Source organism: Microbacterium sp. Z6_144 (assembly GCF_057197625.1).
Genome location: NZ_JBXVPT010000002.1, coordinates 673,483 through 687,270 on the forward strand (window position 1 = coordinate 673,483; position 13,788 = coordinate 687,270).

Sequence of the window (13,788 nt, forward strand, 5' to 3'; positions counted from 1 at the left end):
TTCTACGGCGGGGCCGCTCAGAGCACAGGCGCGCCGCCGGACCAGACCTGCCGCACGATCAGCCCGGCGTCCAGGAGCACGGCGTCGGCGCGGTTGCCCGGGCGCAGATGCCCCACGTCGCCGTCCACGCCGATCGCCCGCGCCGGCGTCGCGGTGACCGCGCGGAGGGCCTCGGCCGCGTCGACTCCCGCGGCCACCGCCACCCGCACCGCGACGTCTTGCGTGAGTGTCGACCCCGCGATCGAGCCGCCGTCCACGAGCCGTGCCACCCCGCCGGTGACCACGACGTCGAGGCCGCCCAGGGCGTACCGCCCGTCCCCGGCCCCGGTGGCCGCCATCGCGTCGGTGACCAGCGCGATGCGCCCCGGAGCGGCCGCGAACGCGATCCGCACCATGTCGGGGTGCACGTGCACCCCGTCGGCGATCACCTCGAGGGTCACGCGGGCATCCGACACCGCCGCCCCGACGGGCCCGGGGGATCGGTGATGCAACCCCGGCATGCCGTTGAAGGCATGGGTGAGGAGGCGGGCGCCCGCGTCGAACGCCGCTGCCGCGAGCGTCGCGTCCGCCCCGGTGTGCCCGACCGCGGCGACGGCGCCGGAGTCGGTGAGCACGCGGATCGCCTCGAAGGCACCCGGCAGCTCGGGGGCGAGCGTCATCTGCCGGATGGTGCCCGCGCCGGCGGCCAGCAGGGCGTCCACCGCCACGGGGGAGGCGAGCGCGGCCGGGTCGTGCGCGCCGCGATGCGCCGGGTCGAGGAACGGCCCCTCGAGGTGGGAGCCGAGGACGTCGGCGTCGGTGCGGGTGACCTCCGCCACCACCGCGGCACGGCGGGCGAGCTCGCCCAGTGGTGCGCTGACGAGGGACGCCACGGCGCTCGTGGTGCCGTGTCGCCGGTGCAGGGTGCGGGCCGCGCGGATCGCGTCGCCGCCGTCGTCGAACGCGTATCCGCCACCGCCGTGACCATGGATGTCCACGAAGCCGGGGGAGAGGATGGCGCCGACACCGGCGACCGCGCGGGCATCCACGACCTCATCGCCGGCGGGCAGGTCGCGCCAGGTGTCGCCGACACCGGAGGCGGCGACCCGGCCGTCGGCGAAGCGCACCCACGCCGCATCCGTCGCCGCGCCGTCGTCCACGAGCCGGGCCGAATGCACGACGACACTCATGCCGCGCGCCACGGGATCTCCGGCGACCGGGTGAAGCCGATGCCCGCGGCCGTCCACAGCGGCGCGAGCCCCGCCACCCGATCGCGGAACGAGGCCCACGTCCGCTCCGAGGAGGCGGCCGGGGCGGGGGACCACGCGATCTCGGCGGCGGCGGCCAGGCGCGGGAAGACGAGCGCGTCGATGTCGGCGAGCGTGCGCACCGTTTCGGTCCACAGCGGCGCCTCGACGCCCAGGATGTCTTCGGCATCCACGCCGGGCAGCAGACCGTCGGGCTCCCACGCGTAGGCCCGCTCGACGCTCGTGGGGCCGTTCGCCCAGGCCAGGCCGAGCGGGAAGTCCGCCTCCGGCTTCATGTCGAGGTACACCGCGTCTGCGGGGGAGAGGATGACCGACTCCGCGCGTCCGATGGGGGAGAGGCCGCCCTCGGCACGCACGAACCCCCAGTACTGCGCGACGAGGTCGGACGGCAGGTCGGCGACCGCGGCGGCCTCGTGCCACACGATGGGGATCTTGCCCGTGGCGGCGACGATGCCCACCGCGCGCGAGACGATGGCGGCGTACTCATCCGCGCGGGTGCCGAGGGCCTCGTCGCCGCCGAGGTGCAGGTAGGGGCCGGGCGTCAGCGCCGCGAGCTCGCCGAAGACGTCGGCGAGGAACTCGTACGTGCGCTCGTCGTCGATTCGCAGCGACGAGAACCCGACCGCCATGCCGGTGTAGGCGCGGCCGGCTTCGGGGAGCCCGCCGCCGAACTCCGCCGCGGTCGCGCGGACGGCGTCGGTGATCACGGGCTCGGCGGCGATCTCGGGATACGCCAGCCCCACCGCGTGCGTGTGCCCGGGGATGTCGACCTCGGGAACGACCGTGATGTGGCGGGACGCCGCGTACGCCACGATCCGGGCGTAGTCGGCGCGCGTGTAGAAGCCGCCGCCGTCTCCGCCCACGCCGCCGCTGGAGGCCCGCGCGGTCAGCTCGGGGCGCGAGCGCAACTGGAGCCGCCAGCCCTGGTCGTCGGTGAGGTGGAGATGGAGGTGGTTGCACTTCAGCGACGCGACACGGTCGATCAGCGCCACGACGTCGTCGACGCCGAAGAAGTGGCGGGCCACGTCGAGCATCATTCCCCGGTAGCCGAACCGCGGAGCATCCTCGATCTCGGCCGCCCGGATCACCCACCCCGCCTCGTCGCGGCGCACCAGCTGCGCGAGGGTCTGCACGCCGTAGAACAGGCCCGCAGCGTCGGCTGCCGTGACGGCGACGGATGCCGCATCCACGGCGATGCGGTACGACTCCGCCGCGCCGCCGGGCGCGATGACGAGCCGGATGACGCCGTCGGGCGCTGCCGCGAGGTCGATTCCCGTGCGGGCGCTGACGAGCCGGGTCACCTCCGCGACTGCGTCGGTCTCGCCGGCCACCGTGGCGCCGGCCAGCGGAAACGGCTCCGCCCGGGGGCTTTCGCGCAGCGACAGCGGATAGGGCACCAGGGGCGGTGTCGGCACGGCGCTCCTTCGAATGGCGTTGCCCCACTTTATCGGCGACGCGCTAGGCTGACACTGTCGCGACTGGCGTTGAGGTGGGCCACCACCGGGGAGCGACCGTACGACGGCATTCGACCGCACGCCTGGGCCGATGTAGGTGTTCCGTCAGCCCGCGTCGCGGGTCGACCCAGCAACCGCAGATATTCTGCCGACGTCCGAGGAGACCACCGTGTCCGACCCGTCCTTCAACGCCCCGCTCTCCGAGGTCGACCCCGAGATCGCCCAGGTGCTCGAGCGCGAGCTCGACCGCCAGCGCGGATACCTCGAGATGATCGCGTCGGAGAACTTCGTTCCCGTCTCGGTGCTGCAGTCGCAGGGCTCGGTGCTGACCAACAAGTACGCCGAGGGCTACCCCGGGCGCCGCTACTACGGCGGCTGCGAAGAGGTGGACGTGGCCGAAGAGCTGGCGATCGCGCGCGCCAAGGCGCTCTTCGGCGCCGAGTTCGCCAACGTCCAGCCGCACTCCGGCGCGACGGCGAACGCCGCGGTGCTGCACGCCATCGCGCGCCCCGGTGACACGCTCCTCGGTCTGTCGCTCGACCAGGGCGGGCACCTCACGCACGGCATGAAGATCAACTTCTCCGGCCGCCTCTACAACATCGTGGCGTACGGGGTCGACCCCGACACATCCATCATCGACATGGACGAGGTGCACCGCCTCGCGGTCGAGCACAAGCCGAAGGTCATCATCGCCGGCTGGTCGGCCTACCCCCGTCAGCTCGACTTCGCGCGGTTCCGCGAGATCGCCGACGAGGTCGGCGCGCTCCTGTGGGTCGACATGGCCCACTTCGCCGGCCTCGTCGCCGCGGGGCTGCACCCGAACCCCGTGCCGCACGCGCACGTCGTGTCATCCACCGTGCACAAGACCATCGGCGGACCCCGGTCGGGCTTCATCCTCACCAACGACCCCGACCTCGCGAAGAAGCTCAACACCGCCGTCTTCCCCGGTCAGCAGGGCGGTCCGCTCATGCACGTCATCGCCGCCAAGGCGACCGCGTTCAAGCTGGCGGCGACCCCGGAGTTCCGTGAGCGGCAGGAGCGCACCAGCCGCGGAGCCGCGATCATCGCCGAGCGCCTGACGCAGGCGGACGTCGCCGCTGCCGGCATCTCGGTGCGCTCGGGCGGAACGGATGTGCACCTCGTGCTCGTCGACCTCCGCGACGCAGCGATCGACGGCAAGCAGGCCGAGGATCTTCTCCACGAGATCCACATCACGGTCAACAGAAACGCGGTGCCGAACGACCCGCGCCCGCCGATGGTGACCTCGGGTCTGCGCATCGGCACGCCGGCGCTGGCGACCCGCGGGTTCGGCGACGCGGAGTTCACCGAGGTGGCCGACGTCATCGCGCTGGCGCTCCTGCCCGGCGCCGATGTCGAGGCGCTGCGCACGCGCGTGGCGGCCCTGACGGCCGCCTTCCCCCTCTACCCCGGCCTGCACCAGTAACCCCCCCGGCCCCCGCGGGCGTCCCCCCGATCCGCGAGAATCGATGTGTGCGGCGAACATCCCGCGCACTGCCGGATTCTCGCCGGGTAGCTGGATTCTCGCGGGGAGAAGGACCGGGGAGAAGGACACAGAGGAGACACGGATGACCGCGATCAGGCTCGATGGGAAGGCCGCGGCAGCGGAGATCAAGGCGGAGCTCGCCGAGCGCGTCCTGGCGCTGAAGGAACGCGGCATCACCCCGGGCATCGCGACGGTGCTCGTGGGGGCGGACCCCGCCTCGCAGCTGTACGTCGGGATGAAGCACCGCGACTCCGAGGCGATCGGCATGAATTCGATCCAGGTCGAGCTCCCCGCCGAGTCGACGCAGGCCGACGTGGAGGCGGCGATCGACGCCCTCAACGCCGACCCGGCGTGCCACGGGTACATCGTGCAGCTCCCGCTGCCCACGCACCTCGACACCGACGCGATCCTCGAGCGCATCGACCCCGCGAAGGACGCCGACGGACTGCATCCGACGAACCTCGGCCGCCTCGTGCTGAACGTCAACGCGCCCATCACGACGCCGCTGCCGTGCACGCCCCGCGGCGTCATCGAGCTGCTGCAGCGCAACGGCTACGACCTCGCCGGCAAGGACGTCGTCGTCGTCGGGCGCGGGGTCACGATCGGCCGCTCGATCGGGCTCCTCCTCACCCGCCGCGAGATCAACGCGACGGTGACCCTCACCCACACCGGCACCACCGACCTGTCGCACCACCTCCGCCAGGCCGATGTCATCGTGGCCGCGGCCGGCGTCAAGCACATCGTCCGGGCCGCGGACGTCAAGCCGGGCGCGGCCGTCCTCGACGTCGGCGTCACGCGCGAGACCGACCCGGAGACGGGCAAGAGCCGCGTCTACGGCGACGTCGCCCCCGACGTCGCCGAGGTCGCCGGGTGGCTCTCGCCCAACCCGGGCGGGGTGGGCCCGATGACCGTGGCGCTGCTCATGACCAACGTCGTCGAGGCCGCCGAGCGCGCCGCATCCTGACGCCCGCGCCATCCGGGAACCGTGAGACTGCACGCTGCCCACGAGACCGCCGCAGAATGTCACGGTCTGGACGGCAGCGTGAACTCTCGCGAGGGCCGGGCGTCAGAGCCCGTCGAGCATGCGGCGCTGCTCGTCGGTGAGGCCGTCATCGGCACGCGGGCGGGGTGAGGATGCGGAGGGCCGGCCGGGCGTCGAGGCCGCCGAGCCTCCGGAGGACGGGATGGGCGCTGCCGAACCGTCGGCGGAAGCACGTGAGCGGCGTCCGCCGACGGCGCGGTCGTACAGCGCCCCCGTGCGGGCTTCGATCCGGTCGTCGACGAGGTCGTAGATCGCCCACGCGATAAGGAGGAACATCGGCGGCACGAACCATCCGAAGACGAAGCCGCGCACGTTCACGCCCGTGAACAGCACGAGCATCACCCAGATCGTCGCCGCCACGGCCAGCACCACCAGGTACTGCACGAGCTTCTCCGCGATCCACGAGCGCCGCGCGGCCGATCGCGCGGCCACCGACCGGAAGATCCGGTGGATCAGGGGCTTCAGCCAGATCGTGGCCGCGGCCAGCACGACGCCGGCCCACAGCGCCGACCACCCCACGCGGACGCCCGGCACCAGCGCGCCGATGAGCAGCAGCACGATGACATCGAAGATGTACAACGACACGAAGCGGATGATCCAGGCCCTCATATGTCAAGCGTGACACAGGATGCCCGCGGCGTGACCCCTCAGGCCAGCTGCACGAGTTCGGTCACGTCGTCATCGGGCAGGCGGTCGACGACCGCCGTCACCGTCATGCTCTCCAGCGTCGCGCGCCCTGCGGCGACCGTGAGGAAGGCCGTGTCGGCGGCATCCCGTCCGGTGGCGATGCGCACGAGTGACGCGCGGGGCGCGAGGGTCGTCGCATCCACCGCTCGCCACGCACCGTCCACCCACGCCTCGGCCACGGCGTGGAAGTCCATCGGCGCCAAGCCGGGGGCGTAGACCGACACCATCCGTGCGGGGATGTTGCGCGCCCGCAGCAGCGCGACGCACAGGTGCGCGTAGTCGCGGCACACTCCGCGCCGGTTGAGGAGTGTCTGCACCGCGCCGTCGGTGACCTGACTCGACCCGGAGACGTAGGCCAGTTCGGTTCCCACCCACGACGACACCGCCGCGAGCAGATCGCCCGTGTCGCGGATGCGGGAGAACTCCGCCCACGCGGTGGGTCCGAGGGCGTCGGACTCGGCGTACCGGCTCGGGCGGGTGTAGACGAGGAGGTCGGTGGGCGACGTGGGCAGGTCATCCGCCGGCTGGTCCACCCGTGCCGTGTAGGACACCTCGAGGCGTCCGGGGGCGCAGCGGATGCGGTGCAGCCGCGTGCCGTGCGCATCGGGAAGCTCTTCGACCTCGACCTCTGCGCCGTCGAGCGACGCGACGAGCCGCTCGGATACCGACGGGTACACCGCCGACACCGCGATCGCGAACACGAGATCGGCCGATTCGGTGACGGTCAGAACGATGGTGCTGGCCACATCCCGCTGCATGATGCCAGCGTGTCACATCCGCTGCGCGGCCGGGGCCGGGCGGGGCCCCGATCTCCACCCGCTCAGTAGCTGGCGCGCCCGGCGTCGTCTCCGGCCGGCACCCAGCGCTGGGCGAGCGCCTCCGAGCCGCGGGCGAGGAGCGCGACGTCGGCGCCCACGAGCACGAACGCCGCACCCGCGTCCAGGTACGCCTGCGCGGCGGTGGGATCGAACGCGTTGACGCCCACCGGCTTCCCGGCGGCGCGCACGGCCTCGAAAGCGCGTTGCACCGCCGCGACGACCTCGGGATGGGTCTGCTGCCCGAGGAGCCCCAGGGATGCGGCGAGGTCGCTGGGTCCGACGAACACCCCGTCGATGCCGTCCACGGCGGCGATGTCGCCCGCGGCTTCCACGCCCTCGACGGTCTCGACCTGCACGAACAGCGATACGTGCCCGTCGGCGCCCTCGAGGTAGCCGTCGATCCGGTTCCAGCGGGCGGATCGCGCCAGCGCCGACCCCACGCCGCGGACGCCGCGCGGGGGGTAACGCACCGCTGAGACGAGCTCCCGCGCCTGGTCGGCGGAGGACACCATGGGCACGAGGACGTTCTGTGCGCCGAGGTCGAGCACCTGCTTGAGCGTCACGACGTCGCCGATCGGCACCCGCACGACGGGCGTGGACGGGTACGCGGCCACTGCCTGCAGCTGCGCGAGCACGCTCTGGAGGCCGTTGGGGGAGTGCTCCATGTCGATGAGCAGCCAGTCCAAGCCCGCGCCGGCGCAGATCTCGGCGGCCAGGGGGCTGCCCGAGCACACCCACATTCCCGCGAGGGGGCGGGATGCGGCGGCGAGGGCGTCGCGGAACGTCCCGGTCAGATGAAGCGGCATGCGATCGTCCCCATCGGTCCGTAGTCGGCCAGCACGGTGTCGCCCGGGTGAACCCACATGGGGCGCGTGAACGAGCCGGCGAGGATGATCTCCCCCGCTTCGAGCCGGTCGCCGTGCTGGGCGAGCTTGTTCGCCAGCCATGCGACGCCGGTGCCGGGGTGGTTGAGCACGGCGGCGGCGACGCCCGATTCCTCGATCGTCTCGTTGCGGTACAGCAGCGCCGAGATCCACCTCAGGTCGACCGCATCCGGCGGTGTCGGGTTGCCGCCGAGCACGAGAGCGCCGTAGGCGGCGTTGTCCGAGATCGTGTCGACGATGGTGCGGCCCTCGAGTTCGATGTGCGAATTGAGCACCTCGAGCGCGGGCACGACGTACTCGGTGGCCCGCAGCACGTCGAACAGGGTGCAGCCGGGACCCTCGAGCGGCTCGGCCAGCACGAACGCCAGCTCGACCTCGATGCGGACGTTGGAGAATTCGGCGTGCGGGATCACGGCGCCGTTGTCCCACACGGTGTCGTCGAACATGACGCCGTAGTCGGGTTCGCTGATGCCGGTCGCGGCCTGCATGACCTTGGAGGTCAGGCCGATCTTGCGTCCGACCAGGCGGTGGCCGCTCGCGATCTTGGCGTCACGCCACACCCGCTGAATCGCGTACGCGTCCTCCACCGTGGCGTCGGGGTACCGCGCGGTGATGCGCGGGATCACGCCGTGGGTGCGGTCGGCCTCGGCCAGCTCCGCCGCGATCGCGTCGATGGTCTCTGATGGCAGCATCCGTATGGCCTCCTCGGCCTATCGTGTCTCACTTTCCGCAGAAGACAGCCTCTGAACCGGCAGATGGTGAGACATGTTGTGCGGAAAGTGAGACATGCAGCAGTGGGCGGGGGCGGGGGGTTACAGCTGGTGGCCGAGCTTGTATTCGCCCTGCTTGTACTCGGGCATGGATTCGGCGCCCTCGTCGCGGCGGGTGTACGAGAAGCCGTCGGCGCCGATGGTCACCGCCATCTCCGAGGCGTCGGTGCGCGCGACGACCGGCTTCGGATTGCCGTCCAGGTCGAGCACGAGAGATGCCTCGGTGTACCAGGTGGGGACGACCGGGTTGCCCCACCAGTCCCGGCGCTGGTTGTCATGCACGTCCCACGTCACGACGGGGTTGTCGGGGTCGCCGGTGTAGTAGTCCTGCGTGTAGATCTCCACGCGGTGCCCGTCGGGGTCGCGCAGGTACAGGTAGAACGCGTTGGAGACGCCGTGCCTGCCGGGGCCCCGCTCGATCGCATCGGAGCGGCGGAGCGCCCCGAGTTTGTCGCAGATGGCGAGGATGTTGTGCTTCTCGTGCGTGGCGAACGCGACGTGGTGCATCCGCGGGCCGTCGCCGCCGGTCATGGCGGTGTCGTGCACCGTGGGCTTCCGGCGCATCCACGCAGCGTAGACGGTGCCGGATTCGTCCTGGATGTCCTCCGTCACGCGGAAGCCGAGGTCCTGCATGAACGCCACCGCGCGCGGCACGTCGGGGGTCACCTGGTTGAAGTGGTCCAGGCGCACGAGAGCGCCCGGGGTGTAGAGGTCGTACCGCCACGCGAGGCGCTCGACGTGCTCGACGTCGTGGAAGAACTCGTACGGGAAGCCCAGCGGGTCCTCCACGCGCACCGAGTCGCCGATGCCCTTCGTGAAGCCCTCCGCACGACGCTCCACGCGGCAGCCGAGCTCGGTGTAGAAGTCGACGGCCTTGTCGAGGTCTTCGGGAGTGCGCACGCGATAGGAGAAGGCGGCGACGGCGGCGACCGGCCCCTTCCGCAGCACGAGGTTGTGGTGGATGAACTCCTCCATGCTGCGGAGGTAGACCGTGTTGTCGTCCTCCTCGGTGACGACCAGATCGAGGACGTCGACGTAGAACGCGCGGGAGCGCGCGAGATCGGTGACGACGAGCTCCATGTACGCGCAGCGGAGGATGTCGGGTGCCGGCGCCGACGGCGTCGGGACGGGATCGCCCGTGACGATGGGCGCCTCCTGGGAGACGTAGAAGCCGGAGGAGGTGAGGGTCATGTCGTCGCGGTTGCTCATGTCAGCGTCCTTGCGTGGATGGCGGGTCAGTGGGATGCGGCGGCGTCGGACTTGCCGAAGGTGGGGTTGTGGACCGCGCCCAGGGTGATGTGCACCGCCTGCTGGTCGGTGTAGAAGTCGATCGAGCGGTAGCCGCCCTCATGACCCAGACCGGACGCCTTCACGCCGCCGAACGGGGTGCGGAGGTCGCGGACGTTGTTCGAGTTGAGCCACACCATGCCGGCGTCGATCGCCTGCGCGAAGTTGTGCGATCGCTTCAGATCGTTCGTCCACACGTACGCGGCCAGGCCGTACCGCACGCCGTTGGCCAGGGCGAGCGCCTCTTCGTCGGTGTCGAAGGGCGTGATCGCCACGACCGGTCCGAAGATCTCCTCCTGGAAGATGCGGGTGTCGGGGGCGACATCGGCGAACACCGTGGGAGCGACGTAGTTGCCGGTGTCGAAGCCGTCGGGGCGTCCGCCGCCGGCGACGAGGCGGCCCTCCGTCTTGCCGATCTCGATGTAGCTCATGACCTTGTCGTAGTGCTCGGGGTGCACGAGCGCGCCGACCTCCGTCGCCGGGTCCTGCGGGTCGCCGACGATCACGCGCTTGGCCTGCGCGGCGTAGCGCTCGACGAACTCGTCGTAGACCGGACGCTCGACGAGGATGCGGCTGCCCGCGGTGCAGCGCTCGCCGTTGAGGGAGAACACTCCGAAGATGGTCGCGTCGATCGCGGCCTCCAGGTCGGCGTCGGCGAAGACGATCGCGGGCGACTTGCCGCCCAGCTCCATCGACAGGCCCTTGAGGAAGGGGGCCGCGTTGCCGAAGATGATCTGCCCGGTGCGACTCTCGCCCGTGAAGGAGATCAGCGGCACATCGGGGTGCTTCACGAGCGCGTCGCCGGCGTCTTCGCCGAGACCGTTGACGAGGTTGAACACACCCTGCGGGACACCCGCCTCCTCGAAGATGCCCGCCCACAGCGACGCCGACAGCGGCGTGAACTCGGCGGGCTTCAGCACCACCGTGTTGCCGGTGGCCAGGGCGGGGCCGAGCTTCCACGACTCGAGCATGAACGGGGTGTTCCACGGCGTGATGAGCCCGGCGACGCCGATGGGCTTGCGGTTGACGTAGTTCATCTGGCGCCCGGGCACCTTGAACGCGTCATCGGTCTGCGCCACGATCAGGTCGGCGAAGAACCGGAAGTTCTCCGCGGCGCGGCGCGCCTGACCGAGGGCCTGCGTGATCGGCAGGCCCGAGTCGAAGCTCTCCAATTCCGCCAGGCGCGCGTCGCGGGATTCGACGAGGTCGGCGATCCTGTGGAGGATGCGCGACCGCTCGCGCGGCAGCATCCGCGGCCACGGTCCGTCGGTGAACGCGCGGCGGGCGGAGGCGACGGCCCTGTCGGTGTCGGCCTTCTTGCCGGCGGCCGCCTGCAGGTAGGTCTCGTTGGTCACGGGGTCGAGCACATCGAAGGTGTCGCCGTCGACGGAGTCCACGAACTGTCCGTCGATGTAGTGCTGGATGCGCGTGGGCAGATCGGCGGGGATGTGGCGCGAGGTGGCCTGGACGTCGGTCATGGTGTGCTCCTGTTCAGAACGCCGGGAGGCCGAGGGCCTCGCCGGGATGCTCGTGGGTCAGATAGGCGTCGAGGGTGGCCGAACGGTGCCGGCGGGACGCGTGCTCGATGTCGGCGAGCGGCGCCCCGGTCTCGATGAGGCCGAGGATGTGCTCGTGCTCCCGCACGGATTCGGCGGCGCGGCCGGGCACGAAGGTGAAGGTGGACTCGCGCAGGTGACCGAGGCGCCCCCACTCCGCACGCACGAGTGCGAGCATGCGCGGGTTCGCGCAGCGCTCGAACAGCGTCGCGTGGAACTCCTGATTCAGCGAGGTGAACGCCCGTGGGTCGAAGTCGTCGAGCGTCTCGATCATCCGCTCGTTGATCGCGCGGGCGCGTCGCACGTCGTCGACGGTGAGCGCCCGTGCCGACAGCGCCGTGGCAGCGCCCTCGAGGATGCTGAGGGCCTGCATGCTGAATCGGTATTGCGCGTCGTCGACCAGGGACACGCGTGCGCCGACGTTGCGCTCGAACGTCACGAGGCCTTCGGCTTCGAGCTGGCGGATCGCCTCCCGCACGGGCACGACGCTCATTCCCAGCTCGGACGCGATGGAGCCGAGCACGAGCCGGTAGCCGGCGGTGAACTGCTGGCCGGAGATCCGGTCCTTGATCCAGGAGTAGGCCTGCTGCGACTTGCTGCGGGACGTGTCGGTCGCTTCGTGAGCCTGTCGCGGTTCCTGAGCCTGTCGAAGGGTCACGAGTCGGTCCGCTCGTCCTCGTATCGTGCGCGCCACTGCGCGTTCATCGGGAAGAGTCCGTCCACCGGATGCCCCGCCTTCACCTGCGCGGCGATCCAGGCGTCCTCGTCCTCCTGGGCCAGGGCAGCATCGGCGATCTCTTCGGCCAGGGCGGGCGGGATCACGATCACGCCGTCGCTGTCGCCGACGATGACGTCGCCGGGCTCGACCGTGGTTCCGCCGCATCCCACGGCGACGTCGTGCTCCCACGGCACGTGCCTGCGGCCGAGGACCGCGGGGTGGGCGCCGCTCGAGAACACGGGAAGGCCGATCTCGGCCACGGCGTCGTAATCGCGGACGCCTCCGTCGGTGACGATGCCGGCCGCGCCGCGGGCGTGGGCGCGGAGGGCCAGGATGTCGCCGAGGGTGCCGGAGCCCGTTTCGCCTCGTGCGTCGATGACGATCACCTCGCCTTCGCCGACCGCGTCGAACGCCCGCTTCTGCGCGTTGTAGCCGCCGCCATGGGAGGCGAATAGGTCTTCGCGGTTCGGGACGAACCGGAGGGTGCGGGCGAGCCCCACGACCTTGGTTCCGGGATGCATCGGGCGGACACCGTCGATCGTGACGTTGTTGAGCCCGCGCTTGCGCAGCTGCGCGGACAAGCCCGCCACCGGGACGCGCATGAGCTTGTCGCGGAGCTCGGCGGACAGGCGCGGGGGCCCGGCCGCGTCGCTCTCCGGCTCACCGGCCGGGGGAGCGTCGTCGAGCGGGAGACCGGCCGCCTCGCGCGACCCCCAGGCCTCCGCGCGCTGCGTGTCGTCGACCGCGGGAAGCGAGCCGACGGAGGCGTCGAACGCGTGCGCGCCCTGCACGACGATGGTCACGAGGCGACCTGTCGAGGCGTCGCCCGCGTCGACCTGGACTTCCACACGATCTCCGGGAACGACGACGCTGGAGCCTGCCGGGGTGCCGGTGAGGATGACATCCCCCGTCTCCAGCGTGAAGTGCTGGGACAGGTCGGCGACCATCTGGGGGAGGGAGAAGATGAGCCCGGCTGTCGTGTCGTCCTGCCTGAGCTCACCGTTGATCCAGGTGCGCAAGCGGATCGCGGCCGGGTCGACCGAGCGGGCGTCGATGAGGGCCGGACCCAGGGGCGTGTAGCCGTCGCCGCCCTTGGAGCGGACGTTGGAGCCCTTGTCGTTGGCGCGGAGGTCGTAGAGGCCGAAATCGTTCGCGGCGGTGATGGCCTCCACATGAGCCCACGCCTCGTCCACGCCCACGCGGCGCGCGGGCGGGCCGATGATCAGGGCGATCTCGCCCTCGAAGGCGAGCAGCTCGGTGCCATGCGGCCGCTCGACGCTGGCGCCGGTGGGAGCGAGGGAGCTGGACGGCTTGAGGAAGTACGAGGGATGGGCGGGCCGCCTGCCGCGCTGGTCGGCGCGGGAGGCGTAGGCCAGGTGCACCGCGACGATCTTGCCGGGGCGGGCGCGCAGCGCCGCGAAACGGGGGTCCGCGCTGTCCGTCGGGGTCATCCGAGCTCCTTCGCCCTTGCGTCGTATTCGAAATCGTATATTATCTGCCACCGGCAGGCAACCCCCGCGGAACGCATTCGCCAGAGACGCTGACCCTCGGGCTCGTGATCCTCACCGCCGGACTCGGTTTCACCGACGGCCGCAGGCGGCGCGATATGGCCTCTCCAAGGCCTGATCCCCAGCGGTCGACTCGCCAGAAGACGTTGTCTTTCGCGCGAAAACCCGACGTTTCCTGGCGAGTCGACGGGGGGAAGGGGGGGGGGGGGGGGGGGGGGGGGGGGGGGGGGGGGGGTGTGGGGGGGGGGGGGGGGGGGGGGGGGGGGGGGGGGGGGGGGGGGGGGGGGGGGGGGGGGGGGGGGGGGGGGGGGGG

The 13,788-nt window shown here is 71.5% G+C and carries 12 protein-coding genes and 1 riboswitch; of the genes, 2 read left to right on the forward strand and 10 right to left on the reverse strand.

Annotated elements, in window-relative coordinates:
* Positions 1-17: 17 nt before the first annotated feature.
* Complete coding sequence (gene nagA, locus AC2DGY_RS15230) at positions 18-1,169, reverse strand: N-acetylglucosamine-6-phosphate deacetylase (RefSeq protein ID WP_484510596.1); 1,152 nt, start codon at positions 1,167-1,169, stop codon at positions 18-20.
* Positions 1,166-2,662 carry a family 20 glycosylhydrolase gene (locus tag AC2DGY_RS15235; RefSeq protein WP_484510597.1) on the reverse strand — a complete coding sequence of 499 codons (1,497 nt, stop codon included), beginning with the start codon at positions 2,660-2,662 and terminating at the stop codon, positions 1,166-1,168. Before AC2DGY_RS15235 ends, nagA begins: the two co-directional genes overlap by 4 nt.
* Positions 2,663-2,711: 49 nt before the next feature.
* Positions 2,712-2,797: riboswitch (ZMP/ZTP riboswitch) on the forward strand.
* A 73-nt stretch (positions 2,798-2,870) separates the two neighbouring features.
* On the opposite strand from AC2DGY_RS15235, the gene glyA reads away from it, so the two are divergent.
* Positions 2,871-4,145 carry a serine hydroxymethyltransferase gene (glyA, locus tag AC2DGY_RS15240; RefSeq protein ID WP_484510598.1) on the forward strand — a complete coding sequence of 425 codons (1,275 nt, stop codon included), beginning with the start codon at positions 2,871-2,873 and terminating at the stop codon, positions 4,143-4,145.
* 142 nt (positions 4,146-4,287) lie between these two features.
* Complete coding sequence (locus AC2DGY_RS15245) at positions 4,288-5,169, forward strand: bifunctional methylenetetrahydrofolate dehydrogenase/methenyltetrahydrofolate cyclohydrolase (RefSeq protein WP_484510599.1); 882 nt, start codon at positions 4,288-4,290, stop codon at positions 5,167-5,169.
* Between the two features lie 102 nt (positions 5,170-5,271).
* On the opposite strand, the gene AC2DGY_RS15250 is transcribed toward AC2DGY_RS15245, so the two are convergent.
* The 8 genes from AC2DGY_RS15250 to AC2DGY_RS15285 all read right to left on the reverse strand — a co-directional run bounded on the left by AC2DGY_RS15250 (position 5,272) and on the right by AC2DGY_RS15285 (position 13,418).
* Positions 5,272-5,856: a hypothetical protein gene (locus AC2DGY_RS15250; protein ID WP_484510600.1), complete on the reverse strand. Its 585-nt coding sequence runs from the start codon at positions 5,854-5,856 to the stop codon at positions 5,272-5,274.
* Positions 5,857-5,894: 38 nt separating this feature from the next.
* The gene (locus AC2DGY_RS15255) at positions 5,895-6,692 is read right to left on the reverse strand and encodes a transglutaminase-like domain-containing protein (RefSeq protein WP_484510601.1); all 798 of its coding nucleotides are present in this window, start codon (positions 6,690-6,692) and stop codon (positions 5,895-5,897) included.
* Positions 6,693-6,754: 62 nt separating this feature from the next.
* On the reverse strand, positions 6,755-7,558 hold the full coding sequence (locus AC2DGY_RS15260; RefSeq protein ID WP_484510602.1) for an HpcH/HpaI aldolase family protein: 804 nt from the start codon (positions 7,556-7,558) through the stop codon (positions 6,755-6,757).
* Positions 7,543-8,328: a fumarylacetoacetate hydrolase family protein gene (locus AC2DGY_RS15265; RefSeq protein ID WP_484510603.1), complete on the reverse strand. Its 786-nt coding sequence runs from the start codon at positions 8,326-8,328 to the stop codon at positions 7,543-7,545. Before AC2DGY_RS15265 ends, AC2DGY_RS15260 begins: the two co-directional genes overlap by 16 nt.
* A gap of 120 nt (positions 8,329-8,448) precedes the next feature.
* Positions 8,449-9,615, reverse strand: a complete 1,167-nt coding sequence (hpaD, locus tag AC2DGY_RS15270; protein ID WP_484510604.1) for a 3,4-dihydroxyphenylacetate 2,3-dioxygenase — start codon at positions 9,613-9,615, stop codon at positions 8,449-8,451.
* A 26-nt stretch (positions 9,616-9,641) separates the two neighbouring features.
* A complete protein-coding gene (hpaE, locus tag AC2DGY_RS15275; RefSeq protein ID WP_484510605.1) occupies positions 9,642-11,171 on the reverse strand; it encodes a 5-carboxymethyl-2-hydroxymuconate semialdehyde dehydrogenase in 1,530 nt (509 codons plus the stop codon).
* A 13-nt stretch (positions 11,172-11,184) separates the two neighbouring features.
* Entirely contained in the window at positions 11,185-11,907 is a 723-nt protein-coding gene (locus AC2DGY_RS15280; RefSeq protein ID WP_484510606.1) for a GntR family transcriptional regulator, read from the reverse strand.
* Positions 11,904-13,418 carry a fumarylacetoacetate hydrolase family protein gene (locus tag AC2DGY_RS15285; RefSeq protein WP_484510607.1) on the reverse strand — a complete coding sequence of 505 codons (1,515 nt, stop codon included), beginning with the start codon at positions 13,416-13,418 and terminating at the stop codon, positions 11,904-11,906. The genes AC2DGY_RS15280 and AC2DGY_RS15285 overlap by 4 nt, the downstream gene beginning before the upstream one ends.
* Positions 13,419-13,788 lie beyond the last annotated feature (370 nt).

What these genes read in the sequence shown, in the direction of transcription:
- AC2DGY_RS15250 (WP_484510600.1), bottom strand. Translation starts at nt 5,856, where the DNA reads ATGAGGGCCTGGATCATCCGCTTCGTGTCGTTGTACATCTTCGATGTC.
- AC2DGY_RS15285 (WP_484510607.1), bottom strand. Translation starts at nt 13,418, where the DNA reads ATGACCCCGACGGACAGCGCGGACCCCCGTTTCGCGGCGCTGCGCGCC.
- hpaE (WP_484510605.1), bottom strand. Translation starts at nt 11,171, where the DNA reads ATGACCGACGTCCAGGCCACCTCGCGCCACATCCCCGCCGATCTGCCC.
- AC2DGY_RS15265 (WP_484510603.1), bottom strand. Translation starts at nt 8,328, where the DNA reads ATGCTGCCATCAGAGACCATCGACGCGATCGCGGCGGAGCTGGCCGAG.
- hpaD (WP_484510604.1), bottom strand. Translation starts at nt 9,615, where the DNA reads ATGAGCAACCGCGACGACATGACCCTCACCTCCTCCGGCTTCTACGTC.
- nagA (WP_484510596.1), bottom strand. Translation starts at nt 1,169, where the DNA reads ATGAGTGTCGTCGTGCATTCGGCCCGGCTCGTGGACGACGGCGCGGCG.
- AC2DGY_RS15260 (WP_484510602.1), bottom strand. Translation starts at nt 7,558, where the DNA reads ATGCCGCTTCATCTGACCGGGACGTTCCGCGACGCCCTCGCCGCCGCA.
- AC2DGY_RS15255 (WP_484510601.1), bottom strand. Translation starts at nt 6,692, where the DNA reads ATGCAGCGGGATGTGGCCAGCACCATCGTTCTGACCGTCACCGAATCG.
- AC2DGY_RS15245 (WP_484510599.1), top strand. Translation starts at nt 4,288, where the DNA reads ATGACCGCGATCAGGCTCGATGGGAAGGCCGCGGCAGCGGAGATCAAG.